The organism is Azonexus sp. IMCC34842 (genome assembly GCF_050368855.1).
Taxonomy (GTDB): Bacteria; Pseudomonadota; Gammaproteobacteria; order Burkholderiales; family Rhodocyclaceae; genus Azonexus; species Azonexus denitrificans_A.
In genome coordinates this window covers 2357400-2382432 of sequence record NZ_CP178449.1, presented here as the reverse complement: position 1 = coordinate 2382432, position 25033 = coordinate 2357400, and the positions used below count along the sequence as shown (strand labels likewise).

Below are 25033 nucleotides of genomic sequence, written 5' to 3'. Positions count from 1 at the left end.
GAAATGGCCAAGAATGTCATCGTGGTGGGCACCCAATGGGGCGACGAGGGGAAGGGAAAAATCGTTGACTGGCTGACCGATCACGCTCGGGGGGTGGTGCGTTTTCAGGGCGGTCACAATGCAGGTCATACGCTGGTGGTCGGCGAGCAGGTGTACAAGCTGAACTTGGTGCCGTCGGGCGTTGTGCGTGATGGTGTGGACTGCTATATCGGCAATGGCGTGGTGCTGGATATCCATCACCTGTTGTCCGAGATTGCCGAACTGGAAAAAGGCGGCATCGATGTCCGCTCCCGTCTGAAGATCAGCCCGGGCTGTCCAATCATCCTGCCTTACCATTCCGCTATCGACAAGGCCCGCGAAGGTGCCAAGTGCGAAGGCCAGAAGATTGGTACGACCGGCAAGGGTATCGGCCCGACCTACGAAGACAAGGTCTCCCGTCGCGGTTTGCGCGTTTATGACCTGTTCCATCCCGAGCGTTTCGCCGAAAAGCTGAAGGAAGTGCTGGAGTATCACAACTTCGTGTTGACCCAGTATTTCAAGGCGCCGGCGGTGGACTATCAGATGGTGCTTGATCAGGCGATGGCCGATGCCGAGCATATCCGGCCGATGGTCACCGACGTGTCGGCTGCGCTTTACGCCGCCAACAAGGCGGGCCAGAACCTGCTGTTCGAAGGCGCGCAAGGTACGCTGCTCGATATCGACCACGGCACCTATCCGTTTGTCACCTCTTCGAACTGCGTGGCTGGTCAGGCATCGGCTGGTTCCGGTATCGGCCCGGGTATGCTGCATTACGTGCTGGGCATTACCAAGGCTTACTGTACCCGCGTCGGCGGCGGTCCGTTCCCGAGCGAGTTGGACATCGAAACCGAAGGTGTACCGGGCTATCAGATGTCGCAGGTTGGCCGCGAATTCGGCACGGTTACCGGTCGCAAACGCCGCTGTGGCTGGTTTGATGCTGCCGCGCTACGTCGTTCGGGTCGGATCAACGGTCTGACCGGTCTTTGCATCACCAAGCTCGATGTGCTGGACGGTTTGAAGGAACTGAATATCTGTACCGGCTACAAGCTGGATGGCCAGGTGATTGATTTGCTGCCGATCGGGGCCGATGAGGTTGCCCGTTGCGAGCCGATCTACGAAACCATGCCGGGCTGGAGCGGCACGACTTTCGGTGTCAAGCGCTGGGAAGACTTGCCGGCCAATGCGCAGGCCTACCTGGATCGTCTCGAAGTGTTGTGCGAAGTGCCGATTGCCATTGTGTCGACCGGCCCCGAGCGCGACGAAACGATCCTGAAGGAACATCCGTTCAATTAAGTTGAGACGGGATTGTTCTGGTCAACGGGCCTAAATGGCCCGTTTTCCTTTTCAGCGAGGCGGCATTACTATCTGCCAGCCTTCCGGGCAGTTACGAACGTAAGGATAATACTGGCCGGACGAGTCGCAGTAATACCAGTTTTCCGAGGGGGGCGGCGGCATCGGGCGTGGCGGGGCAACATAGACTGGAGCAGCGTTGGCCTGGCTGTATGCTGCTGCCCCGATGGCGAGGCCGGTAATGGCGAGAATCGCGGCCGGCCCGACCCAGTTGGCGCGATGACGATCACCGTAGTCATGGTTTTGATAATGACGATATTCGTATCCGCCTGGCCGATGGTTTCCGTGGTGTCCCCAGTCCGCCTGGGCGATTCCGCTGGAGCCCAGACTCAAGCTGATGACCAGGCAGAGGGCAGTTGTCTTCTTCATTATTTGGCTCGTAATTATTGTTTCGATAAGCCGAATAACGCGTCGCCCCGGCCGCCGATTACTGGTGCCGTGTACGCAAGTGTGAGTAATTGTTACTGGAGGACGCGGAGGTGTGTGCTGTGAGACAATGCTGCCCAGTTGAAACGAGCCGCGCGTCGGCTGGTTGTAGAGAAACCGAGGCAGAAATGAAAAAAGGCCTTGTTTGTACAAGGCCTTCTATCAAAATCGCTGGTGCCCAGGAAGGGACTCGAACCCCCACGGAGTTACCCGCTAGTACCTGAAACTAGTGCGTCTACCAATTCCGCCACCTGGGCACAGGTGCGAAGAGCCGCCATTATAGAGAGAGAAAAAGAGATGTCAATAAAAAAAATGTCGAAAGTTCGTCGAGCTGATCCCTTCTTTGACCGTGAATCGGTCCGTTATGAGTATCCGCTGCCATCGCGCGAATATATTTCGCAAGTGCTGACGGATCAGGGCCGCCCGCTTGGCTTTGCCGAGTTGACTGAATTGCTGGATATTGCCGAGAGTGAGCGGGAAATGTTCCAGCGCCGGCTTGGTGCGATGGAGCGCGAGGGGCAATTGCTGCGCAACCGCAAGGGCTCTTACATTCTTCCTGAGCGCGCCAGTCTGATAGCAGGCAGGATACAGGGGCATCCGGATGGCTTTGGCTTCCTGATTCCCGATGACGGCAGCCCCGATATATTCCTTGTTCAACACCAAATGGGGAAAGTCCTGCACGGCGATCGCGCTTTGGTTCGCATCACCGGAGTGGACCGCAAGGGGCGGCCGGAAGGCAGCATCGTCGAGGTTACCGAGCGGGCGAATACGCGGGTTGTCGGGCGGGTTTTTGTCGAGCACGGCTTGGTCTTCGTAGTTCCGGAAAACCGTCGTATTGCTCAGGATATCCTGGTGCCGCCGGAGAAGAAGGCGAAGATCAAGCCGGAGGCCGGGCAGGTAGTGATGGTCGATATCATCGAGCAGCCGAGCAAGTTTTCCAAGCCGATCGGCCGCATCACCGAGGTGCTCGGCACCTATGCCGATCCCGGCATGGAAATCGAAATCGCACTGCGCAAGCATGACTTGCCCTTTGAATTCTCAAAAAAAGCGCTGGAAGAAAACAAGGAACTGCCGGACAAGGTAAAGAAGGCGGATCTGGTTGGCCGGGAAGATTTGCGCGATCTGCCGTTGGTGACCATCGATGGCGAAACCGCCCGCGATTTCGACGATGCCGTTTATTGCGCGAAGAAGGGGCGCGGCTGGCGATTGGTTGTGGCCATCGCCGACGTGTCGCATTACGTCAAGCCGGGCATGGCCCTTGATAAGGAGGCGCTGGAGCGCGGCAACTCGGTCTATTTTCCGCGTCGGGTCATCCCGATGTTGCCGGAAAAGTTGTCGAACGGCATCTGCTCGCTGAATCCGGATGTCGAACGGATGGCCATGGTTTGTGACATGGATATCAGTGCTGCGGGCAAAATTGGCGCCTACCGTTTTTATCCGGCTGTCTTTCGCTCGCACGCCCGATTGACCTACAACCAGGTCTGGTCGTGGCTTTCCGGCGAAGCGATGCCGGAACACGATACGCACAAGGCGTTGCAGCCGGATCTGAAGAATCTATACAAGCTTTTCCAAGCTCTGCACAAGGCGCGCGTGGTGCGCGGTGCGATCGATTTCGAAACCACCGAAACGCAAATGCTGTTCAACGATCAGGGCAAGATCGAGAATATTGTTCCGGTTTTTCGCAACGATGCCCATCGGGTCATCGAAGAATGCATGCTAGCCGCCAATGTTTGCGCTTCCGATTTCCTGGCGGCGCACAAGCAGACCTGTCTGTACCGCGTGCATGCCGCGCCGTCCGACGAGAAACTGCAGAATCTGCGTGCCTTCCTCGGTGAATTCGGCATGGACTTGGGTGGTGGCGATGATCCAGGTGCCAAGGATTACGCGGTGCTGCTTGAAAAGGTCAAATTGCGTCCGGATTTCCTGTTGTTGCAGACCGTGATGCTGCGTTCGCTCAAGCAGGCCATGTACAGTCCGGACAATATCGGTCACTTCGGCCTGGCCTATGAGCATTACACCCACTTCACCTCGCCAATTCGTCGCTATCCCGATCTTCTGGTTCATCGTGCGATCAAGGCAGTGCTGGCCAAGGAAACCTACACGCCGGTCGGTACCTGGGAAGATATCGGCTTGCAATGCTCGGCTACCGAGCGCCGTGCCGATGAGGCAACGCGCGATGTCGAAAACTGGCTGAAATGCTTCTTCATGAAGGAGCGCATTGGCGAAATTTTTGACGGCACCATTTCGGCGGTCACCGGTTTTGGTATCTTTGTTGCCCTCGATGCGATTTACGTCGAAGGCCTGGTGCACGTATCCGAGTTGGGCGAAGACTACTTCCAGTTCGACAACGTCAAGCATCAGATGCTGGGCGAGCGGACCGGGCAGAGCTATCGACTGGGTGACCGGGTCAGGGTCAAACTGGTACGGGCCGATCTGGAGAGTAACAAGATCGATTTCGTGCTGGCCAGGGATGACAAGTCGGCCGGGCAGCGGAAGTTGGCGGGGCGCAGCCCGGCCAAGCAGATTGCCAAGGGGGCTGCCAGAGCGCCGGTCAAGTCGTCGGCCGTCGCTGTCAAGGCTGTAGCTAGAAAGACGCCGGCCAAACCTGCTGCCAAACGTTCGCCTAAACTTTCTGCCAAGCCAGTGGCGAAGAAATCAACCAAAAAACGTTGATCTGCATCGCTGGTAATGAGGGGGCCGGGTCGGCCGCCTCATTACACTAATCGGGTTTGAGCTCGGTGCTTCCAAACCAAAATCTTTGCGTTCGCGCTAAAATATGCGGCTTGGTTGATGGGGTGGAGCGAAAATGCCTGGTGAAGTGACGCAGTCGACGGAGGTGGTGGCCGCTCAGCCGGCTGTTGCCGCTGCGCCTCAAGAAGGCTTCTCCTGGGTCAAGGGGGGCGAATTGCCGCCCGAACTGATTACCGGGCACAAAAGCATCGATGCCGAGCATCGCATGCTTTTGTCCTGCATTACCAGTTTGCGTAAGGTTTGTATTGATTACGCGAATATTCATGATTGCGGTAATTGTGATCGGGCTCGTCGGGTTTTTTGCGAAAATGAACTGGTAGCCATGCTGGGTGATCTGTTCGCCTTTATCCTCGATCACTTCAAAACCGAGGAAGAGATCATGCGCCATTCCTTGTTCCAGATAATCGACCGCGATGTCTGCGAGGCGCACATGGAGGACCATGCGGCAATTTCCGGAAAGGTTTTGGAAATTGTCGCGTCCCTCGATCCGATGAACACCGTCAGCCGGATTCGGGATCTTGATATCCTGTTGTCCCGCTGGATCGTTCATCACATCGGCCTGCATGATGTTCTGCTGGCGCGCTGGGTTGAGCGCGAGGGGGCGGCTCCCGGGCAAGCCAATAAGCTGCCTGCCTGGTAACTGGTCCTTGGTGGATGGTTTCTGGGCTGGCGCCGCGGCGCGGTAAAATTCAGGTTCCTATTTTTCGAAAGCAGCCATGTCTTCCCGCCTGATTTACGGCTTCCACGCCGTGACCGCCAAGCTCCGCCACGATCCTGAAGCGGTCAAGGAGATCATTGTTGATGTCTCCCGCCAGGATGCGCGGGCTCGCGATCTGCTCAAGCATGCCGAGTTGCAGGGCGTCAAAATTGTTGGCAGCGATGGCAAGCGGCTCGATGGCATGGCGCCGGGGGCAAAGCATCAGGGCGTCATCGCTCGGGTCGAGGGCGGCCGCAAGGTCGCACATCTTGACGACGTGCTCGATACGCTGGAAGAGCCGGCCTTTCTACTTGTGCTCGATGGCATTACCGACCCGCGCAACCTCGGTGCTTGCTTGCGGGTTGCCGATGCGGCCGGTGTTCATGCTGTCATTGCCCCGAAGGACAAGGCGGTCGGTTTGTCCGACGTCGCGATGAAGACGGCCAGCGGGGCGGCTGAAACGGTTCCCTATGTAATGGTCACCAATCTGGCGCGCACCCTGCGTGAGTTGAAAGAGCGGGATATCTGGGTGATCGGCACGGCGGGCGAGGCGACCAGCGATCTCTATACTGCAGAGTGGCCAGTCGCCACCGCCTGGGTGCTGGGGGCAGAAGGCGAGGGGATGCGCCGCCTGACTCGTGAAACTTGCAACCAATTGGTCAATATCCCGATGTATGGCACGGTGGAAAGCCTGAATGTTTCCGTTGCTGCCGGCGTTTGCCTATATGAAGCCCGGCGCCGCCGCCCCTGATTCTCGTTAGCGCTTTTCTGAAATGACCCACCGTCGTGCTGTGGGACTCATGGTGCTGGTCGCTCTCTTGTGGAGTATTGCTGGAGTGGTCACCCGTCATCTCGATACGGCGCGTGCCTTCGAGGTGACATTCTGGCGCAGTGCCTTCAATGCCCTGGCGCTTCTTGTGGTGCTCGGTTGTATGCGCGGGTCGCTTCTTTGGCGGGGTTTGTTGCGGGCCGGATGGGCGGTGTCGATTTCAGGGTTGTGCTGGGGCGTGATGTATACCGCCTTTATGCTTGCTCTGACGCTGACTTCAGTGGCTAATGTGCTGATCACAATGGCGATCAGTCCGCTCCTGACGGCGCTGCTTTCCCGGTTTTTCTTGACCATCGCCTGCCGATGCGTACCTGGTTGGCAATTGTTGTCGCTGGAGTCGGGATTGCCTGGATGTTTGCAGCCCAGGCCGAGGCGGGGGCTTCATTGCTGGGTTCCCTGGTCGCCGGTGCTGTGCCGCTGGCTGGTGCGGTGAATCTGACTGTGCTTCAACGAGTTGGCAAGGATGCCGTGCTGACAGAGGATATGTTGCCGGCAGTACTAATCGGTGCCGTGCTTTCGGCGCTGGCAACCTGGCCATTGGCGTGGCCGATGCAGGTCTCCAGTCATGATCTGGGTCTGCTTGCTTTGCTTGGTGTGGTGCAGTTGGCCGTTCCTTGTTTGTTGATGGTGCGCCTGACTCGCGAGCTACCGGCCCCCGAAGTTTCCCTGCTTGCCTTGCTTGAAGTCGTTTTCGGTGTCACCTGGGCTTGGGTCGGTGCGGGAGAAACGCCTGCGAGTAGTGTTTTGTTCGGTGGCGGGTTGGTTCTTGCTGAGCTGGTGGTCAATGAATTGCTGGTCCTGCACCGTGTTTCATAACTCTGTCTTGTCAGCGGCGGGGCTTCATATCAGTTAAGTGGTTGTGATCGAAATCGACGCAACATTGAAGTACTTTTCTTCTGAATTGAAGTAATTTGGTTGATTGAGTTGACCTTCGAATTTAGATCTATATAATGCGCAGCTCTTCTGCAGCGGCGGGTGTTTTCGGCGGTTGGGGAAGAGGAAGTAGAAAGAAGAAGTTGAGCTGAAAAGCTTGACGGGAGTAGAGAAGAGGTTCATAATTCGGCCTCTCTGCTGCAGACGAAGCGAAAGCGACGGCGCAGTGCAGGAAGTGATCTTTAACAATTTGGACAATCGATAGGTGTGGGTGCCTTGATGCGAAAGCGACGCAAGTCGCAAAAAGTATTAAAGGCAATCACACGGATGGAGAGATCCATCGAGGTAGAAGTCAAATTCTACCGTCAGTGAATTGTGAGTAATTAGTTGGATTGAACTGAAGAGTTTGATCCTGGCTCAGATTGAACGCTGGCGGCATGCCTTACACATGCAAGTCGAACGGCAGCACGGGAGCAATCCTGGTGGCGAGTGGCGAACGGGTGAGTAATGTATCGGAACGTACCTTTCAGTGGGGGATAACGTAGCGAAAGTTACGCTAATACCGCATATTCTCTGAGGAGGAAAGCAGGGGACCTTCGGGCCTTGCGCTGTTAGAGCGGCCGATATCAGATTAGCTAGTTGGTGGGGTAAAAGCTCACCAAGGCGACGATCTGTAGCGGGTCTGAGAGGATGATCCGCCACACTGGAACTGAGACACGGTCCAGACTCCTACGGGAGGCAGCAGTGGGGAATTTTGGACAATGGGCGAAAGCCTGATCCAGCCATGCCGCGTGAGTGAAGAAGGCCTTCGGGTTGTAAAGCTCTTTCGGCCGGGAAGAAATCGCATTGGTTAATACCTGGTGTGGATGACGGTACCGGAATAAGAAGCACCGGCTAACTACGTGCCAGCAGCCGCGGTAATACGTAGGGTGCGAGCGTTAATCGGAATTACTGGGCGTAAAGCGTGCGCAGGCGGTTTTGTAAGACAGGCGTGAAATCCCCGGGCTCAACCTGGGAACTGCGCTTGTGACTGCAAGGCTAGAGTACGGCAGAGGGGGGTGGAATTCCACGTGTAGCAGTGAAATGCGTAGAGATGTGGAGGAACACCAATGGCGAAGGCAGCCCCCTGGGTCGATACTGACGCTCATGCACGAAAGCGTGGGTAGCAAACAGGATTAGATACCCTGGTAGTCCACGCCCTAAACGATGTCAACTAGGTGTTGGGAGGGTAAAACCTTTTAGTACCGGAGCTAACGCGTGAAGTTGACCGCCTGGGGAGTACGGCCGCAAGGTTAAAACTCAAAGGAATTGACGGGGACCCGCACAAGCGGTGGATGATGTGGATTAATTCGATGCAACGCGAAAAACCTTACCTACCCTTGACATGTCAGGAAGTCTTGAGAGATTGAGATGTGCCCGAAAGGGAACCTGAACACAGGTGCTGCATGGCTGTCGTCAGCTCGTGTCGTGAGATGTTGGGTTAAGTCCCGCAACGAGCGCAACCCTTGTCGTTAATTGCCATCATTTAGTTGGGCACTTTAGCGAGACTGCCGGTGACAAACCGGAGGAAGGTGGGGATGACGTCAAGTCCTCATGGCCCTTATGGGTAGGGCTTCACACGTCATACAATGGTCGGTACAAAGGGTCGCCAACCCGCGAGGGGGAGCCAATCCCAGAAAGCCGATCGTAGTCCGGATTGCAGGCTGCAACTCGCCTGCATGAAGTCGGAATCGCTAGTAATCGTGGATCAGCATGTCACGGTGAATACGTTCCCGGGTCTTGTACACACCGCCCGTCACACCATGGGAGCGGGTTCCGCCAGAAGTAGGTAGCCTAACCGCAAGGAGGGCGCTTACCACGGCGGGGTTCGTGACTGGGGTGAAGTCGTAACAAGGTAGCCGTAGGGGAACCTGCGGCTGGATCACCTCCTTTCTAGAGAAAAGCATCAGTGGCACCCACAACCTATCGATTGTTCAAACGTAGCGCAAACAGACGAGGGTCTGTAGCTCAGTCGGTTAGAGCACCGTCTTGATAAGGCGGGGGTCGTTGGTTCGATTCCAACCAGACCCACCAACGTCTTAAAACGGGGGATTAGCTCAGCTGGGAGAGCACCTGCTTTGCAAGCAGGGGGTCAACGGTTCGATCCCGTTATCCTCCACCAGAAACTAAAGATAAACAGGGTTGTTTATCTTTAGCTTTTGAGGAATCAAATGCTGCGCTCTTTAACAAAACGGAAGAAGGTTGTGTCACTTGGGCTGATGAGGCCTGGGTGATGCGTTGTGATTGCATCGATCTTTGTATGGAGTATGAAGATCGCACAAATATGAGTTTGCCTGTAGCCGCTCTCTGACGAGAGCACAAGGTTATAGGATCAAGCGACTAAGTGCATGTGGTGGATGCCTAGGCGATCACAGGCGATGAAGGACGTGCAAGCCTGCGAAAAGCGGGGGGGAGCTGGCAATGAAGCTTTGATCCCCCGATATCCGAATGGGGAAACCCACTCAGCAATGAGTATCTTTATCTGAATACATAGGATATTGAGGCGAACCCGGTGAACTGAAACATCTAAGTAGCCGGAGGAAAATAAATCAACCGAGATTCCCCAAGTAGTGGCGAGCGAACGGGGAGCAGCCTGCTAGTGATAGCGGAATCGTTAATGGAGCGGAATGGAAAGTCCGGCCGTAGTGGGTGATAGCCCCGTACATGAAAACGAATCCGTGGTACTAAGTTAGCGAAAAGTAGGGCGGGGCACGTGAAACCTTGTCTGAACATGGGGGGACCATCCTCCAAGGCTAAATACTCGTGATCGACCGATAGTGAACTAGTACCGTGAGGGAAAGGCGAAAAGAACCCCGGGAGGGGAGTGAAATAGATCCTGAAACCGCATGCATACAAACAGTGGGAGCGGACTTGTTCCGTGACTGCGTACCTTTTGTATAATGGGTCAGCGACTTACGTTGTGTTGCGAGCTTAACCGAATAGGGGAGGCGTAGCGAAAGCGAGTCTGATAAGGGCGTTTAGTAGCACGGCGTAGACCCGAAACCGGATGATCTATCCATGGCCAGGATGAAGGTGCCGTAACAGGTACTGGAGGTCCGAACCCACTAATGTTGAAAAATTAGGGGATGAGCTGTGGATAGGGGTGAAAGGCTAAACAAATCCGGAAATAGCTGGTTCTCCCCGAAAACTATTTAGGTAGTGCCTCAGGTATCACTTGCGGGGGTAAAGCACTGTTATGGCTAGGGGGTCATCGCGACTTACCAAACCATGGCAAACTCTGAATACCGCAAAGTGCAAGCCTGGGAGACAGACAGTGGGTGCTAACGTCCATTGTCAAGAGGGAAACAACCCAGACCGCCAGCTAAGGTCCCCAAGACACAGTTAAGTGGGAAACGAAGTGGGAAGGCATAGACAGCTAGGAAGTTGGCTTAGAAGCAGCCATCCTTTAAAGAAAGCGTAATAGCTCACTAGTCGAGTCGTCCTGCGCGGAAGATGTAACGGGGCTCAAACTGTGCACCGAAGCTGCGGATATCGAAAGATATGGTAGGGGAGCGTTCTGTAGGTCTGTGAAGGTGTCTTGTAAAGGATGCTGGAGATATCAGAAGTGCGAATGCTGACATGAGTAGCGATAAAGGGAGTGAAAAGCTCCCTCGCCGAAAGCCCAAGGTTTCCTACGCAACGTTCATCGGCGTAGGGTGAGTCGGCCCCTAAGGCGAGGCAGAAATGCGTAGTCGATGGGAAACAGGTCAATATTCCTGTACCGATTCTAGATGCGATGTGGGGACGGAGAAGGTTAGGTCAGCCATCTGTTGGAATAGGTGGTTTAAGCGTGTAGGCGTGCCCCTTAGGCAAATCCGGGGGGCTAAGCTGAGGCGTGACGACGAGGCACTACGGTGCTGAAGTGATTGATACCAAGCTTCCAGGAAAAGCCACTAAGCTTCAGTCTAGAATTGACCGTACCGCAAACCGACACAGGTGGGCAGGATGAAAATTCTAAGGCGCTTGAGAGAACTCAGGAGAAGGAACTCGGCAAATTAACACCGTAACTTCGGGAGAAGGTGTGCCCCGGTAGGTTGTAGAGCTTCGCGCTCGAAGGCCGATGGGGTTGCAGTGAAATGGTGGCTGCGACTGTTTAATAAAAACACAGCACTCTGCAAACACGAAAGTGGACGTATAGGGTGTGACGCCTGCCCGGTGCCGGAAGGTTAATTGATGGGGTGCAAGCTCTTGATCGAAGCCCCGGTAAACGGCGGCCGTAACTATAACGGTCCTAAGGTAGCGAAATTCCTTGTCGGGTAAGTTCCGACCTGCACGAATGGCGTAACGATGGCCACACTGTCTCCTCCTGAGACTCAGCGAAGTTGAAATGTTTGTGAAGATGCAATCTCCCCGCGGCAAGACGGAAAGACCCCATGAACCTTTACTGTAGCTTTGCATTGGACTTTGAATCGGTCTGTGTAGGATAGGTGGGAGGCTGTGAAACCGGGACGCTAGTTTCGGTGGAGCCAACCTTGAAATACCACCCTGATTTATTTGAGGTTCTAACCTTGATCCGTGAATCCGGATCGGGGACCGTGCATGGTGGGCAGTTTGACTGGGGCGGTCTCCTCCCAAAAGGTAACGGAGGAGTACGAAGGTACGCTTAGGGCGGTCGGACATCGCCCATAAAGTGCAATGGCAAAAGCGTGCTTGACTGCGAGACCCACAAGTCGAGCAGGTGCGAAAGCAGGTCATAGTGATCCGGTGGTTCTGTATGGAAGGGCCATCGCTCAACGGATAAAAGGTACTCTGGGGATAACAGGCTGATACCGCCCAAGAGTTCATATCGACGGCGGTGTTTGGCACCTCGATGTCGGCTCATCTCATCCTGGGGCTGTAGCCGGTCCCAAGGGTATGGCTGTTCGCCATTTAAAGAGGTACGTGAGCTGGGTTTAAAACGTCGTGAGACAGTTTGGTCCCTATCTGCCGTGGGCGCTGGAAATTTGAAGGGGGCTGCTCCTAGTACGAGAGGACCGGAGTGGACGAACCTCTGGTGTACCGGTTATGACGCCAGTCGTATCGCCGGGTAGCTATGTTCGGAAGAGATAAACGCTGAAAGCATCTAAGCGTGAAACTCGCCTTAAGATAAGATTTCCCGGAGTCTTGAACTCCCTAAAGGGTCGTCGAAGACCACGACGTTGATAGGTCAGGTGTGGAAGCGCAGTAATGCGTTAAGCTAACTGATACTAATTGCCCGTGCGGCTTGATCCTATAACCTTGTAATACACTGCAGCAACTCATAGCAGTCACAACAACAACCTTCCTCCCCGTTTTGCGTTTGCCGCGCTTCAATACGCGACAAACACACAAGTTACGCTTGGCGGCAATAGCCCTCTGGACCCACCCCTTCCCTTCCCGAACAGGACCGTGAAACAGATGAGCGCCGATGATAGTGAGCTTCCGCTCGCGAAAGTAGGTCACCGCCAGGCTCCCATTCAAAACCCCGTTAGCACCCAGCTAACGGGGTTTTTGTCGTCTACAACCTCCGCTGCTACAGCGCGAGAAATTCAACTCGCAGCTCTCTTGAAATTCGAGCGAAAGACCCCATCTCCCGATTCACGTTCTTAATGTTTTATTGGGAGTTTCAAGCATGTCAGAGTCCACAAGCGCGAGCACCAATCGCGAAACCCTGGGGTTCCAGGCTGAAGTCAAACAATTGTTGCAATTGATGATTCACTCCTTGTACAGCAACAAGGAGATTTTCCTGCGCGAGCTGGTGTCCAACGCCTCCGACGCCTGTGACAAGCTGCGTTTCGAAGCGCTCAACAACAGCGCCCTGTATGGTGACGACAGCGATCTGAAGATCCGCGTTTCCTTCGACAAGGAAGCCCGCACCATCACCATTTCCGACAACGGTATCGGCTTGTCGCGGGATGAGGCGGTCGAGCACCTCGGCACCATTGCCAAGTCCGGCACCAAGGAATTCTTCTCCGCGCTGACTGGCGACCAGGCCAAGGATGCGCATCTGATCGGGCAGTTCGGTGTTGGTTTCTATTCTTCCTTCATCATCGCCGACAAGGTCACCGTGGTTTCCCGTCGCGCTGGTGTCGAAGCCAACCAGGCGGTCTGCTGGGAATCCGGTGGCGAGGGCGATTACACCGTCGAGATGGTTGAAAAGGCAACGCGCGGTACCGACGTGACGCTGCACCTGCGCGAAGGCGAAGAGGAATTCCTCGGTGGCTGGAAGCTGAAGTCGATCATTCGCAAGTACTCCGATCACATCACGCTGCCGATCGTGATGAAGAAAGAGGAGTGGAATCAGGAGAAGGGCGAGCAGCTCATTACTGACGAAGACGAAACGGTCAACCAGGCTAATGCGCTGTGGGTTCGTGGCAAGTCCGATATCACCGACGAGCAGTACAAGGAGTTCTACAAGCACGTTGCCCACGATTTTGAAGATCCGCTGGCCTGGACCCATGCCCGCGTCGAAGGCAAGCAGGAATACACCCAGCTGCTCTACATCCCGGCGCGCGCGCCGTTCGACCTGTGGGACCGCAACGCCCGCCACGGCATCAAGCTCTATGTGCGGCGCGTCTTCATCATGGACGATGCCGAACAATTGATGCCGCTCTACATGCGCTTCGTGCGCGGTGTGGTTGATTCGGCCGATCTGCCGCTCAATGTGTCGCGGGAAATTCTGCAGCAGAGCAAGGATATCGACGGCATCCGCAGCGGCTGTACGCGCAAGGTGCTCGGTATGCTGGAAGACCTGGCCGAGAACGACAAGGAAAAGTACGCCACATTCTGGGGTGCCTTCGGTTCTGTGCTCAAGGAAGGCGTTGGTGAAGACTTTGCCAACAAGGACAAGATTGCCGGTCTGATCCGCTTTGCCTCGACGCACAACGACACGCCGGAGCAGACTGTGTCGCTGGCCGACTACATCGGCCGCATGAAAGAAGGCCAGGAGAAGATTTACTACGTCACCGCCGATACCTTCAATGCCGCCAAGAATAGCCCGCACCTCGAAATTTTCCGGAAGAAGGGCATCGAAGTGTTGTTGCTTTCCGACCGTGTTGACGAGTGGGTCGTGGGCCATCTGACCGAGTTCGACGGCAAGCATCTGCAGTCTGTCGCCAAGGGTGGCCTCGATCTCGGCAAGCTGGAAGACGAGGAAGAGAAGAAGGAAGCCGAGAAGGCTGCCGACGAATACAAGGAATTGCTGGAGAAGGTGAAGACCTCGCTCGGCGACAAGGTGAAGGACGTCCGCGTCACCTACCGTCTGACCGACTCACCGTCCTGCCTGGTTTCCGATGAGCACGATCCTTCCGGTAATCTGGCTCGCCTGCTCAAGGCGGCCGGACAGAATGCACCGGCGACCAAGCCGATCCTCGAAATCAATCCGCAGCACCCGGCGGTGATGCGTCTGAAATACGAGGAAAATCGCTTCGACGACTGGGCTGCCTTGTTGTTCGAACAAGCCATGTTGGCCGAAGGTGGTCAGCTTGACGATCCGGCCGGCTTCGTCAAGCGCATCAACGACCTGATGATGGCCTTGTCAGGCAAGTAACGCGGCACAGCGAAGAAACTCAAACGGGGCGTTCAGCCCCGTTTTTCTTTTGGCAAGCACCCATAATGCTCCCGATGAATTCTGAAGCTTTACAACTGTTGGTCACCCGTACCATGCCTTACGGCAAGTACAAGGGGCGCCTGATTGCCGATTTGCCTGGCCATTACCTGAACTGGTTTGCCCGTGAGGGATTTCCGAAAGGTGAGATCGGTCGTTTGCTGGCGCTGATGCAGGAGCTCGATCACAATGGTCTGGCTTCCCTGCTCGATCCGCTGCGCCAGCGCTGATCGCCGAAGGGCCGCGGTAAAGGAGTGCAAATCTGAGCAGCCGGCGCTACGAAGGCTCACGAATCGCATGCTATATTCCGCCGCATGAATGACAAGACAGTAGGCGAACACCGTCTGTCCATCAGCGAAGTTTTGCAGATGATGGTTGATGACGGCATGGTTACGCAGGAAACGGCCGAAGCGCTGAAAAACGAGCGGCGCCTGCATGGCGGCAAGATTCATCCGCTGATCGTCATTGCCGATCAGAAGTGGCGGACGACTCGGCCGCCCGTCAGGTTGCTCAGTCTCGAGGTATTGACCGAGTGGCTGGCCGGCCGGAGCGGGCTCGACTATCTGCATATTGATCCGCTCAAGATAGATTTCACCGGTGTCGCAGAAATCATGTCGAGTGCCTATGCGGCCCGCTTCGGCATTCTTCCGGTGCAGGTGACGACGCGCGAAGTGGTGATTGCGACGGCCGAACCCTATATCAAGGAATGGGTCGAGGAGCTGAAGCCGATCCTGCGCAAGGAGATTCGCCGGGTGATGGCCAACCCGGACGATATCGGGCGTTATCTGGTCGAGTTTTTCAACCTTGCCAAATCGGTGAAGAAAGCGGCGGCCAGGGGAGAAACCACCGCCGGTCTGTCGAGTTTCGAACAACTGGTCGAACTGGGTAAGGGCAATCGGCAATTCGATGCCAACGACCAGCACATCGTCCATATTGTCGATTGGTTGTGGCAATACGCCTTCGACCAGCGGGCTTCCGACATTCACATCGAACCGCGTCGCGATCTCGGTATCGTCCGCTTCCGTATCGACGGAGTGTTGCATCAGGTCTACCAGATTCCGATGGCGGTGATGAACGCGATGACCAGCCGCATCAAGCTGCTCGGTCGCATGGACGTCATCGAAAAGCGCCGACCGCAGGATGGGCGGATCAAGACCCGCACGCCGGCCGGGCAGGAGGTCGAACTGCGGCTGTCGACGCTGCCGACGGCCTTCGGTGAAAAGCTGGTGATGCGGATTTTCGACCCGGAAGTGCTGGTCCGCGATTTCCGTTCGCTGGGTTTTTCCGAAGATGACCAGATACGCTGGCGGCAGATGACCCAGGCGCCGAACGGCATCATTCTGGTTACCGGCCCGACCGGTTCGGGCAAGACGACGACGCTGTACACGACGCTGAAGCAGTTGGCGACGCCGGAGGTCAACGTATGCACCATCGAGGATCCGATCGAGATGGTCGAGTCCGCGTTCAATCAGATGCAGGTCCAGCACAGTATCGACATGGGGTTCGCCGACGGCGTGCGCGCCCTGATGCGGCAGGACCCGGACATCGTGATGATCGGCGAAATCCGCGATCTGGAAACCGCCGAAATGGCGATCCAGGCGGCGTTAACCGGGCATCTCGTGTTGTCCACGCTGCACACCAACGATGCGCCGTCGGCGATTACCCGCCTGCTCGATCTCGGGGTGCCGGCCTATCTGATCAATTCAACGCTGCTCGGCATCATGGCCCAGCGTCTGGTGCGCACCCTGTGCCCGCATTGCAAGAAAGCGGTGCCGACCAACGATGAGCAGCGCGCCGCCTGGCGATCACTGGTCGCGCCGTGGAAGTCGGGCGAGCCGGCCCAGATCTACCAGCCGGTTGGCTGCCTGGAGTGCCGGATGACCGGCTATACCGGGCGCGTCGGCATCTATGAAATTCTCGTCAACTCGGTTGAAGTGCGCCGGCTGATCAATCCCCAGATGGAAGTGGCCAAGTTGCGCGAGCAGGCCTATCGCGAAGGCATGCGACCGCTAAGGATTTCCGGCGCCATGAAAGTGGCGCAGGGGGTGACTTCGCTGGAAGAGATCATCAAGGTAGCGCCGCCAGCGGACGACGTTTGACGTCGGCAAGGGGCGCTTCGCCTCTTATCGGACGCAGAATTTGTCGTTGCGCGGGCAGGGTTTGCCGGGTTTGACCTCAGGGTGGGGCGCCGGATGCGGGGCGGGCCCGGGAGGCTGCCCGTAATTGCCCTGACACAGCGTCATGCGCCGATTCTGCTCGGCCGGCGCCAGCCTGAGTCGGAGAACGTTCTGGACGCAGTGGTCGACCGCGCCACCGAGTCCGCCACCGCCAAATACCGGAACCTGGACCACTGCCGGCTCGGTTTTCGCCTTGGCCCGGCAGATTGCTTCAAGTTCCGCCCGCCGCGCCGCATCGACCGGATGCTGCGCCAGTTCGCGCAGGCATTCGCTCATGCTGTCCGACTGATAGACCCCTTGCAGGGCGGCCGCCTGGCGTTCTCCGGCCTGCCGCTGGCGCTCCGCCGCTTCGTCGGCCCGCTGGGCGGCTTCGCGCTGATCGACATAGTTGCGCATCCGCGCGACATCCCGCTCCGCCTGCTGGCGAGTCTCCTCCGGTACCGTGTCGTCGGGACGAACGGTCAGCGTGCCGCTGCCGGTCGGGCAGGGAGAATTGGCAATCTCGGTCTTGCCGTTCGGCAGACGGCATTTGTAGATTTCCGCCTGCACCGGCAGGGCGAGCAGGCAAGCGGCGAAGAGGGTGAGCAGAATCTTGTTCATGGCTTCTTTATAGCTCAAACGCTTCGAATCGGGCGGCCGTTGACGAGAAAAGCGCTCCGGAGAGCGCTTTTCTCAGAGGACCGACTGGGGATTAAAGAATCATCCCCGCCCCGACCGTGTTGTTGTTGCTTTCGTCGATGATGATGAAAGCCCCGGTGCCGCGGTTTTCCAGGTAGGGGTCGGCGAACAGCGGCTGGGCCAGCTTGAAGGTGACTTGCGCGATGTCGTTCATCGCCAGCTTTTCGGCCGGGACTTTTTCCAGCGTATTGACATCCAGACGATGGTCGATGGCGGCCAGCTTGGCCTTCGAATCGCGCGTCGTGTGGCGGATCAGGTAGGTGCGGGCGCGGTCCATTGGCGCTTCGGCCATCCAGCAGACGGTGGCTTCGATCTGCTTGACGGCAGCCGGGACTTCGCTGGACTTGACGATCATGTCGCCGCGCGAGGTGTCGATCTCGTCGGCGAGCAGGATGGTTACCGATTGCTCGGTGACGGCTTGCGGGATATCGACGCCGCCGATCTGGATGGCCTTGACCGTCGAGGTCAGGCCGTTCGGCAGCACGGTGACGGCATCGCCGACCTTCAGCGTGCCGGCTTCGACGCGGCCCATGAAGCCGCGGTAGTCGTGCAGCTCCGGGTTGGTCGAATCCTGTGGGCGGCAGACGTACTGGACCGGGAAACGGAATTTCTCGGTGTGCTCGGTGTGGGCAGCCGGGGCGGCTTCAAGGATTTCGAGCAGGGTTGGTCCGTCGTACCAGTTCAGACTGTCGCCGCGGTCGACGATCATGTCGCCGTTCAGTGCCGAGAGCGGCAGGAAGCGGACATCCTCGATACCGACCTTGGCGGCGAATTCGAGGTAGTCGGCCTTGATTTTCTCGTAGGTGTCCTGCGAGTAATCGACCAGGTCCATCTTGTTGATGGCGACGACCAGATGCGGAATGCCGACTAGTGCAGCCAGTTTCGAGTGACGGCGGGTCTGGGTCAGCATGCCCTTGCGTGCATCGATCAGGATAATCGCGAGGTTGGCGGTCGAGGCGGCGGTCACCATGTTGCGGGTGTACTGCTCGTGGCCCGGCGCGTCGGCGATGATGTACTTGCGCGTCCCGGTCGAAAAATAGCGGTAGGCGACGTCGATGGTGATGCCCTGTTCGCGCTCGGCCTGCAGGCCGTCGGTGAGCAGCGAGAGGTCAACCGCGCCGAGGCCGCGTTTTTCCGAGGTCTTGGCGATGGCCGACAGCGTATCGGCGAGGATGGTCTTGGTGTCGAACAGCAGGCGGCCGATCAGCGTGCTCTTGCCGTCATCGACGCTGCCGCAGGTCAGGAAGCGGAGCAGGCCGTGGTCTTCAACTTGGGCGGTCATCAGAAGTAACCCTCTTTCTTGCGTTGTTCCATGGAGGCGTCGCTGGTCTGGTCGTCCAGACGCGTCGCGCCGCGCTCGGTGATGGTGGTGGTGGCGGTTTCGAGAACGATCTTGGAAACCGTGTCGGCGTCCGACTCGACCGGGGCGGTACAGGAAATGTCGCCGACGGTGCGGAAGCGCACCTGCAGGTCGACGATCTCTTCGCCGGCCTTCACCGGGTTGGCGATTTCGCCGGAGACGAGCGGCACGTTGACCGGCACGATGGAACCCTGGCGGATGACCACCGGGCGGGTGTGGGCGAAGTAGATGTTTGGCAGTTCCAGGCCTTCGCGCTCGATGTATTGCCAGACGTCCATTTCCGTCCAGTTCGAGATCGGGAAGGCGCGGATGTTCTCGCCCTTGTGGCTGCGGGCGTTGTACAGGCTCCACAGTTCCGGGCGCTGGTTTTTCGGATCCCATTGGCCGAACTCGTCGCGGAAACTGAAGATGCGCTCCTTGGCGCGGGCCTTTTCCTCGTCGCGCCGAGCGCCGCCGATGCAGCAGTCGAAACCGAATTCCTCGATGGCTTCGAGCAGGGTCACCGACTGGTGCTTGTTGCGCGATTCGCCTTCATGCTTCAGGACGACGGTGCCGCGGGCCATGGAGTCTTCGACGGAGCGGACGATCAGCCGTTCGCCCAGCTCGGCGGCACGCTGGTCGCGGAAGGCGATGACTTCCTGGTAGTTGTGGCCGGTGTCGATATGCAGCAACGGGAAAGGGAACTTGCCGGGGCGGAAGGCCTTTTCGGCCAGACGCAGCAGGCAGAGCGAGTCCTTGCCGCCGGAAAAGAGCAGTACCGGGTTGGAACACTGGCCGGCCACTTCGCGCATGATGTGGATGGCTTCGGCTTCGAGCCAGTCGAGGTGGCTGAGCGTGGTGCCTTGAGTCGTTTGGGTCATCGCTGGTAAATCCGCGTGGATTGTTGAATGGCGTCATTGTAGCAAGGGCTTAATATTCGTTTAAGAACAAGTGCTCATCTTATTATTGCCATTGGTTATAAGTGACAAATTCCGGAAAGGGAACGTTTTCGGCGTGCATCGGTCATTTGAAAGACAGTATCGCTCTGTCATCACACTGAATAAGGAGAAAAATATGAATCGCCATGCAACTTACGCCCTGTCCGTCCTTTCCATCGCCTTCCTCGGCGCCTGCGCGACTGGTATGGGAGGGCCTTCGGCTAGCGCCGACTTGGCTGCACGCTCGGGTAGTGCCGTGTCGGGCAATGTCGTCTTCAGCGAAGCCGGCGGCAAGTTACGCGTCGAGGCCACGGTGGCCGGGTTGACGCCTGGAGAGCACGGTTTCCACGTACACGAAGCGGGCGATTGCAGTGCGCCGGATGCGAGCAGCGCCAAGGGGCATTTCAATCCGGTCGGCCAGCCGCACGGTCATTACGCCGGCCCCGAGCATCACGGCGGCGATATGCCCAACCTGCTGGCCGATGCCCAGGGAAATGCGCGCTACAGTGCCGAGGTCAGCGGGCTGAGCCTGAGCGGGGCGACGAACGGCATCGTTGGGCGCAGCGTGGTGATTCACGCCGATCCGGACGATTACAAGTCGCAGCCGGCCGGCAACTCCGGCAAACGCGTTGCCTGCGGGGTGATCGCCGTTCGCTGAACGGATTCAGAGATTGGGCTGGATCATCGCTGCCGGGACGACCCACTGCTCGTATTCGGCGGCGCTGACATAGCCCAGGCCTAGCGCCGCCGCCCGCAGGGTGAGGTTGTCGCGGTTGGCCAGCTTGGCGATTTCCGCGGCCTTGTCGTAGCCGATATGCGGCGCGAGCGCGGTGACGAGCATCAGCGAGCGTTCCAGCAGTTCGGCGATGCGCTCGTCGTTGGCCGCAATGCCCTGAATGCAATGGCGGTCGAAACTGCGCATGCCGTCGGCGAGCAGGCGGACGCTTTGCAGGAAGTTATGGGCGATCAGCGGCTTGAAGACGTTCAGCTCGAAATTGCCGGAGGCGCCGCCGATGCTGATCGCCACATCGTTGCCAATGATCTGGCAACAGAGCATGGTGAGCGCTTCGCACTGGGTCGGATTGACCTTGCCGGGCATGATCGAACTGCCCGGCTCGTTTTCCGGAATGCGGATTTCGCCCAGCCCGGAACGCGGCCCGGAGGCCAGCCAGCGGATGTCGTTGGCAATTTTCATCAAGGCCACGGCCAGTGTTTTCAATGCGCCATGGGCGGCGACCAGCCCGTCGTTGGCGGCCAGCGCGGCGAATTTGTTGGCGGCGCTGGTGAAGGGCAGGGCGGTTTGATCGGCCAGTTTGGCGGCGACCCGGAAGCCGAATTCCGGATGGGTGTTGAGCCCGGTGCCGACCGCCGTGCCGCCGACGGCCAGCGGGTAGAGCGATGGCAGGCTGGCGGTAATGACGGCCTCGGCATGCTCCAGTTGGGCGACGTAGCCGGAAAATTCCTGGCCGAGCGATAGCGGCGTCGCATCCTGCAAATGCGTGCGGCCGATCTTGATGATCCCGCTGAAGACGGCGGCCTTGCCGGCCAGCGTTGCCGTCAGCTGGCGGAGTGCCGGGAGCAGCTGCCGGCTGATGCCCAGCGTGGCGGCCAGATGCATCGCGGTAGGAAAGATGTCGTTCGACGACTGGCCGAGATTGACCTCGTCGTTGGGATGGACGCGGCGGGCACTGCCGCGTTCGCCGCCCAGCAGTTCCGAGGCGCGATTGGCCAGCACCTCGTTGAGATTCATGTTGCTCTGCGTGCCTGAGCCGGTTTGCCAGACCGCCAGCGGAAACTGGTCGTTGTGCCGGCCGCACACCACCTCGTCGGCCGCCGTCATGATGGCGTTCGCCTTGTCGAGCGGGAGCAGGCCGAGTTCCAGATTGACCATCGCGCAGGTCGCCTTGATCACCGCCAGGGCGTGGATCAGTTCCTCCGGCATGCGTTCGGTGGAAATCGCGAAGTGTTCGAGCGAGCGCTGGGTTTGCGCGCCCCAGAGGCGGTTGGCCGCCACCTCGATGGTCCCGAAACTGTCCTTTTCCAGCCGCGTCATGGCGCTGGTCCTGCCTAATGCCGGGCGCGCAACTCGGCGTTCAACTCGTCGGCGACCTCGGCCCAGTCGGCATCCTGGAGCAGTGCTTCACGCAGGAAACCGGCCTGCGATGCAGTCCAGAAGGGCGCTTCGTGCAGCTGAATGGTTTCGGCCAGCGGGCGGTGGCTTTCGATAAAGCGGGCAATGGCCGCCTCGTCGTTGGGCTGGCCGAGTTGGGCAAACAGATGGCTCATGTTGTGTACGGGACGTTCCATGGTGCACTCTCCTTTTTTCCCCGCGACGCCGGTGTCGTCGCGCCAGGACTATGCATTGGAGTCGGCAGCGCGGCAGAAGTTCGGGCGCTGTGACAGCGATTCCTGAAGGGCAGGCGACAAGGGCAACGATAACGGTCGTTGCCCTGCGCCCAGCGTGTGCCCTAGAAGCCGACCAGATCATCAACCGGCAGCACGAGTGGGGCGCCGGTTATCCGTTCCAGGGTTTTGCCGACGATGTCGACGTTGTTGTCGAAACCGCCATGCGAGGCATTTTCGGTCTTCCTCGCCAATCCGCTGCCCGCGCCGCGCCGGGTGACGAATTTTTCTTCCTGATGAATGGTCAGGCGCTCTTTCAGCTTGCTGATTTTCGCCGCATTGCGCCAGTTGGTCAGGGCTTCGGCCGAACTGGACGAGCCGTCCCAATCGGCGTACTGCGGGTTATAGACATTCTCCAGACCGAGGATGGGCATCCGCAAATCAGCCTCCAGTGCGTTGGAGACGAAATAGAGCAGGGACTTCTGGTAAATCTGCGCCACGTTGTCGTCCCGCTCGCATTGGTCGCCCAGGATGTCCAGATAGAGTTTGTCCATGATCTCGGCTTGCGGTGCGTAGTGCCGGTTGGCAAAAGCGACGGTGCATGCCGGGGCATACAGATGGACTGACTTGACGCAGGCCGTCAGGTCTTTCTGCGCCAGATTGCCGAGCAGCCGGCCAAGTACGATGGAGCCGGCGGAATGGCCGATCAGGTGCAATTCGAATTTGTCGCCCCAGCTACCGGCCAGCGAATGCAGCGCATTGGTCAGCAGATCGCCGCCGCGCCCGCTTTCCGCCGCCAGTTCGGCGTTCTCCTTCATTTCGCTCCATAGCGGCCGGGCAAACGGGCGGCCGATGGTCTTTTCGACAATCGGGTCGCTGACCTTGTCGGTTACCCAGCCGCCGACGCCGCCGGCCATCCCGGCTTTGCTGGCGGCCATCTTGTCGGCCAGGATGTTGCCCAGCGATTCGAGCAGGCCGCTCTTCCACACCAGAAACAGCGGGTAGCAGCCATTGCCGAGGAAATACCGTCCCATCGCCTGGGCGCGCTTGATCGCGCCACTTTCGTTGTTGAGGCCGCCGTGGGTGTAGATCACCAGGCGCTTTTTTTTCTGCTCGTTCTGGCGGAACCAGGTGTCGGGCAGGATGCAGGCCTGATTCTGCAAGGTTCGCGTGACGCCATCGAGTTTGTCGAAGCGGTCGACTCGCCCGTTGTTGCCGAGCACGATACTGTGCCGGTAGGCCGTTTCTTCATCCCACCAGTTGGTTTGTGCCGCGGCCGATGCCGCACTCGGCTTTTCCTTGCTGCCGGTCGCCAGGCGGCCCGAGACGACGCCCGGTACGCCCATCGCGGCAACCCAGACGTCCATCGCATGGGCCATCCAGTCGGCGTAGCCGATTACGGCAAAGCCGCCGGCGCCCCAGTTGTTGCCCCAGGAGTTCTGAATGATGAAGCCGGAACGGTTGAAACCGACCAGGGCGAAAGCGTGCCCGCCACTCCGGGACGGCTTGCCGTCGTAATCGATGAGCGGCAGGGTGGCATGCGAGCTGGGCGGCTTGGCGCTCGCTTTTACCTTGTCCCAGCCTTTGTGGGTATAGGCCGAGGCATAGATCGCGCCGACGTCCTGAATCGCTGCCTGCAAGTCGGTAATGGCCTGCGGGTCGATGCGGTAGTACACGCCCAGCGTCCGCTCGATCGAATCGACATCCCAACCCGCGGCCGGCAGGGCATCGTCGCCCGCCCCGTAAGGCCAGTTGGACTCGAGGCAGACCCCGTTGTGATACCAGCCCTTGAGCGCGCCGCGGCAACTTGAACCATCGTAGTTTTCACCTTCGTACTCATCGAAACGCCGGGCAAATTTGTACAGCATGCGCGGACTGACCGACTCAAGCTTCTTCGGCATTCCGCCGGCCCGCCAGCGCAGGTAGTTGATGACGCAAGCCAGGCCGAAACCGGTGCAGGCGCCTTCCTGTCCCTGGTCGAGAATCAGTCCGGCCTGGGTATAGGCGCCCATGAACTGCTTGATTTCGTCATCCGCCGGGAATGCCTGTACCAGCGAGTGGGGCGGCGGCATGTAGGGCCGGTCGCGGATATCTGCCAGGTCGGGCGTGACATTGAGCGTGGCCCGGCGCGCCGCGACCGGCGCGGCGGCCACGGCCTTGGCGCCGACCAGCGGTAGCGCAGCGCTGCCCCATATTTTCTCGGCCATCTGGAAGGTTTCGGAGAAGCGCTCCAGCCCGTGGCTGCCGCCATTAATCACCTTGCGGGCCGCTTTCAAGTCATTCTTGCTCAAGGCTTTGACCAGCTTTTCCCGGTTGGCGTCGAGAAAAGCGGCCAGCAGGCAGGCGGCGACTTCCGGCGCACAGGCACTGTCCGGGTTCTCGGCCAGCGGAATGTTGAGTACCTTGCCAAATTTTTCGTAGTTTTCGCGCCCGGTCAATTGCACGAAACCCCGCCCGCGATAGCGTCCACCATCGCCGGGATTCTTGTTGCCCAGCCGGCCGTCATAGGCGCTGAAGGCGGCTTGGCCGGGTCGGGTATTGAAATGCGACGGCAGTTCGGCAATCGGCACGAAACCCTCGGTCTCGGCCCGTATCGTGCCCAGCGCGACGGCGATCAGGTTGGCATCGGTCAGGCCGAAGGCGGCCAGTGCGGCGGTGACGTAAGGCAGATTGGTGGCGATGTTCGAGGTTCTGGTGAAGGGGAATAGCTTGGCGACCAGCGCCGTGTCCACCTTGACGGCGAGTTCAGCGGGCGGCGAAATTCCCAGAGCAGACAAGCAGCGCGGCCCGCCGATGCCATCCGCCACCAGACCGACGCTCGATTGCCAGGCGCGCAGGGCGGTCTCGGTATCGACATTGAAGTCCTCGCCGGTCGCCAATCCGGGATAGGTGGCGGCGGCCTCGCCCAGGGTCTTGCGCAAGGCTTTCTTCAGTTCGGCAACCTCCTTGCCGACGTTGCCGCGCATCAGTAGCAGCATGTCAATTTTTGTATTTGCCATTTTCAAGCCTCC

The 25033-nt window shown here is 58.4% G+C and carries 16 protein-coding genes, 3 tRNA genes, 3 rRNA genes and 1 pseudogene; 15 read left to right on the top strand and 8 right to left on the bottom strand.

Annotation, left to right across the window (positions count from 1 at the left end):
* Window positions 1-3: 3 nt before the first annotated feature.
* Window positions 4-1311 (top strand): adenylosuccinate synthase, encoded by a 1308-nt coding sequence (locus ACLIKD_RS11325; RefSeq protein WP_428825146.1) that lies wholly within the window; start codon window positions 4-6, stop codon window positions 1309-1311.
* Window positions 1312-1362: 51 nt separating this feature from the next.
* On the opposite strand, the gene ACLIKD_RS11320 is transcribed toward ACLIKD_RS11325, so the two are convergent.
* Together ACLIKD_RS11320 and ACLIKD_RS11315 are read right to left on the bottom strand one after the other, a co-directional pair.
* Window positions 1363-1737, bottom strand: a complete 375-nt coding sequence (locus ACLIKD_RS11320; RefSeq protein ID WP_428825145.1) for a hypothetical protein — start codon at window positions 1735-1737, stop codon at window positions 1363-1365.
* A 229-nt stretch (window positions 1738-1966) separates the two neighbouring features.
* A tRNA-Leu gene (locus ACLIKD_RS11315) sits at window positions 1967-2051 on the bottom strand.
* Between the two features lie 55 nt (window positions 2052-2106).
* Here ACLIKD_RS11315 and rnr point away from each other — a divergent pair.
* The 13 genes and pseudogenes from rnr to ACLIKD_RS11250 all read left to right on the top strand — a co-directional run bounded on the left by rnr (window position 2107) and on the right by ACLIKD_RS11250 (window position 16646).
* Window positions 2107-4467 (top strand): ribonuclease R, encoded by a 2361-nt coding sequence (gene rnr, locus ACLIKD_RS11310; RefSeq protein WP_428825144.1) that lies wholly within the window; start codon window positions 2107-2109, stop codon window positions 4465-4467.
* Between the two features lie 133 nt (window positions 4468-4600).
* Window positions 4601-5185 (top strand): bacteriohemerythrin, encoded by a 585-nt coding sequence (locus ACLIKD_RS11305; RefSeq protein WP_428825143.1) that lies wholly within the window; start codon window positions 4601-4603, stop codon window positions 5183-5185.
* A gap of 76 nt (window positions 5186-5261) precedes the next feature.
* On the top strand, window positions 5262-5993 hold the full coding sequence (gene rlmB / locus ACLIKD_RS11300; RefSeq protein ID WP_428825142.1) for a 23S rRNA (guanosine(2251)-2'-O)-methyltransferase RlmB: 732 nt from the start codon (window positions 5262-5264) through the stop codon (window positions 5991-5993).
* Window positions 5994-6015: 22 nt separating this feature from the next.
* Window positions 6016-6300, top strand: a pseudogene (locus ACLIKD_RS11295) (EamA family transporter); the annotation flags it as partial.
* Between the two features lie 74 nt (window positions 6301-6374).
* On the top strand, window positions 6375-6887 hold the full coding sequence (locus tag ACLIKD_RS11290; protein WP_428825141.1) for an EamA family transporter: 513 nt from the start codon (window positions 6375-6377) through the stop codon (window positions 6885-6887).
* Between the two features lie 451 nt (window positions 6888-7338).
* A 16S ribosomal RNA gene (locus ACLIKD_RS11285) occupies window positions 7339-8876 on the top strand.
* Between the two features lie 64 nt (window positions 8877-8940).
* Window positions 8941-9017, top strand: a tRNA-Ile gene (locus ACLIKD_RS11280).
* A 12-nt stretch (window positions 9018-9029) separates the two neighbouring features.
* Window positions 9030-9105: transfer RNA gene (locus tag ACLIKD_RS11275), tRNA-Ala, on the top strand.
* A 208-nt stretch (window positions 9106-9313) separates the two neighbouring features.
* Window positions 9314-12194: ribosomal RNA gene (locus ACLIKD_RS11270) — 23S ribosomal RNA — on the top strand.
* Between the two features lie 105 nt (window positions 12195-12299).
* A 5S ribosomal RNA gene (gene rrf, locus ACLIKD_RS11265) occupies window positions 12300-12412 on the top strand.
* Together the 16S, 23S and 5S rRNA genes with 2 tRNA genes alongside form the textbook arrangement of a ribosomal RNA operon.
* Before the next feature lie 161 nt (window positions 12413-12573).
* Entirely contained in the window at window positions 12574-14490 is a 1917-nt protein-coding gene (htpG, locus tag ACLIKD_RS11260; protein ID WP_428825140.1) for a molecular chaperone HtpG, read from the top strand.
* A gap of 74 nt (window positions 14491-14564) precedes the next feature.
* Complete coding sequence (locus ACLIKD_RS11255) at window positions 14565-14777, top strand: DUF3820 family protein (protein ID WP_226416244.1); 213 nt, start codon at window positions 14565-14567, stop codon at window positions 14775-14777.
* Window positions 14778-14861: 84 nt separating this feature from the next.
* On the top strand, window positions 14862-16646 hold the full coding sequence (locus tag ACLIKD_RS11250; RefSeq protein ID WP_428825139.1) for a GspE/PulE family protein: 1785 nt from the start codon (window positions 14862-14864) through the stop codon (window positions 16644-16646).
* A gap of 24 nt (window positions 16647-16670) precedes the next feature.
* Here the strand turns inward: ACLIKD_RS11250 and ACLIKD_RS11245 are convergent, their stop codons facing one another.
* From ACLIKD_RS11245 to cysD, 3 genes are all read right to left on the bottom strand, one after another.
* Complete coding sequence (locus ACLIKD_RS11245) at window positions 16671-17324, bottom strand: DUF4124 domain-containing protein (RefSeq protein WP_428825138.1); 654 nt, start codon at window positions 17322-17324, stop codon at window positions 16671-16673.
* Between the two features lie 91 nt (window positions 17325-17415).
* Complete coding sequence (locus ACLIKD_RS11240; RefSeq protein WP_428825137.1) at window positions 17416-18684, bottom strand: sulfate adenylyltransferase subunit 1; 1269 nt, start codon at window positions 18682-18684, stop codon at window positions 17416-17418.
* Window positions 18684-19622 carry a sulfate adenylyltransferase subunit CysD gene (gene cysD / locus ACLIKD_RS11235; protein ID WP_428825136.1) on the bottom strand — a complete coding sequence of 313 codons (939 nt, stop codon included), beginning with the start codon at window positions 19620-19622 and terminating at the stop codon, window positions 18684-18686. Before cysD ends, ACLIKD_RS11240 begins: the two co-directional genes overlap by 1 nt.
* 193 nt (window positions 19623-19815) lie before the next feature.
* On the opposite strand from cysD, the gene ACLIKD_RS11230 reads away from it, so the two are divergent.
* Complete coding sequence (locus ACLIKD_RS11230) at window positions 19816-20337, top strand: superoxide dismutase family protein (protein ID WP_428825135.1); 522 nt, start codon at window positions 19816-19818, stop codon at window positions 20335-20337.
* 6 nt (window positions 20338-20343) lie between these two features.
* Here the strand turns inward: ACLIKD_RS11230 and fumC are convergent, their stop codons facing one another.
* The 3 genes from fumC to ACLIKD_RS11215 form a co-directional block, all read right to left on the bottom strand.
* On the bottom strand, window positions 20344-21732 hold the full coding sequence (fumC, locus tag ACLIKD_RS11225) for a class II fumarate hydratase (protein WP_428825134.1): 1389 nt from the start codon (window positions 21730-21732) through the stop codon (window positions 20344-20346).
* 14 nt (window positions 21733-21746) lie between these two features.
* The gene (locus ACLIKD_RS11220; protein WP_226471047.1) at window positions 21747-21986 is read right to left on the bottom strand and encodes a DUF2789 domain-containing protein; all 240 of its coding nucleotides are present in this window, start codon (window positions 21984-21986) and stop codon (window positions 21747-21749) included.
* A gap of 161 nt (window positions 21987-22147) precedes the next feature.
* Window positions 22148-25021: a C1 family peptidase gene (locus ACLIKD_RS11215; RefSeq protein WP_428825133.1), complete on the bottom strand. Its 2874-nt coding sequence runs from the start codon at window positions 25019-25021 to the stop codon at window positions 22148-22150.
* Window positions 25022-25033: the final 12 nt, after the last annotated feature.

What these genes read in the sequence shown, in the direction of transcription:
- ACLIKD_RS11245 (WP_428825138.1), bottom strand. Translation starts at nt 17,324, where the DNA reads ATGAACAAGATTCTGCTCACCCTCTTCGCCGCTTGCCTGCTCGCCCTG.
- rlmB (WP_428825142.1), top strand. Translation starts at nt 5,262, where the DNA reads ATGTCTTCCCGCCTGATTTACGGCTTCCACGCCGTGACCGCCAAGCTC.
- cysD (WP_428825136.1), bottom strand. Translation starts at nt 19,622, where the DNA reads ATGACCCAAACGACTCAAGGCACCACGCTCAGCCACCTCGACTGGCTC.
- ACLIKD_RS11220 (WP_226471047.1), bottom strand. Translation starts at nt 21,986, where the DNA reads ATGGAACGTCCCGTACACAACATGAGCCATCTGTTTGCCCAACTCGGC.
- ACLIKD_RS11325 (WP_428825146.1), top strand. Translation starts at nt 4, where the DNA reads ATGGCCAAGAATGTCATCGTGGTGGGCACCCAATGGGGCGACGAGGGG.
- fumC (WP_428825134.1), bottom strand. Translation starts at nt 21,732, where the DNA reads ATGACGCGGCTGGAAAAGGACAGTTTCGGGACCATCGAGGTGGCGGCC.
- rnr (WP_428825144.1), top strand. Translation starts at nt 2,107, where the DNA reads ATGTCGAAAGTTCGTCGAGCTGATCCCTTCTTTGACCGTGAATCGGTC.
- ACLIKD_RS11250 (WP_428825139.1), top strand. Translation starts at nt 14,862, where the DNA reads ATGAATGACAAGACAGTAGGCGAACACCGTCTGTCCATCAGCGAAGTT.
- ACLIKD_RS11320 (WP_428825145.1), bottom strand. Translation starts at nt 1,737, where the DNA reads ATGAAGAAGACAACTGCCCTCTGCCTGGTCATCAGCTTGAGTCTGGGC.
- ACLIKD_RS11230 (WP_428825135.1), top strand. Translation starts at nt 19,816, where the DNA reads ATGAATCGCCATGCAACTTACGCCCTGTCCGTCCTTTCCATCGCCTTC.
- ACLIKD_RS11290 (WP_428825141.1), top strand. Translation starts at nt 6,375, where the DNA reads ATGCGTACCTGGTTGGCAATTGTTGTCGCTGGAGTCGGGATTGCCTGG.
- htpG (WP_428825140.1), top strand. Translation starts at nt 12,574, where the DNA reads ATGTCAGAGTCCACAAGCGCGAGCACCAATCGCGAAACCCTGGGGTTC.
- ACLIKD_RS11255 (WP_226416244.1), top strand. Translation starts at nt 14,565, where the DNA reads ATGAATTCTGAAGCTTTACAACTGTTGGTCACCCGTACCATGCCTTAC.
- ACLIKD_RS11305 (WP_428825143.1), top strand. Translation starts at nt 4,601, where the DNA reads ATGCCTGGTGAAGTGACGCAGTCGACGGAGGTGGTGGCCGCTCAGCCG.
- ACLIKD_RS11240 (WP_428825137.1), bottom strand. Translation starts at nt 18,684, where the DNA reads ATGACCGCCCAAGTTGAAGACCACGGCCTGCTCCGCTTCCTGACCTGC.
- ACLIKD_RS11215 (WP_428825133.1), bottom strand. Translation starts at nt 25,021, where the DNA reads ATGGCAAATACAAAAATTGACATGCTGCTACTGATGCGCGGCAACGTC.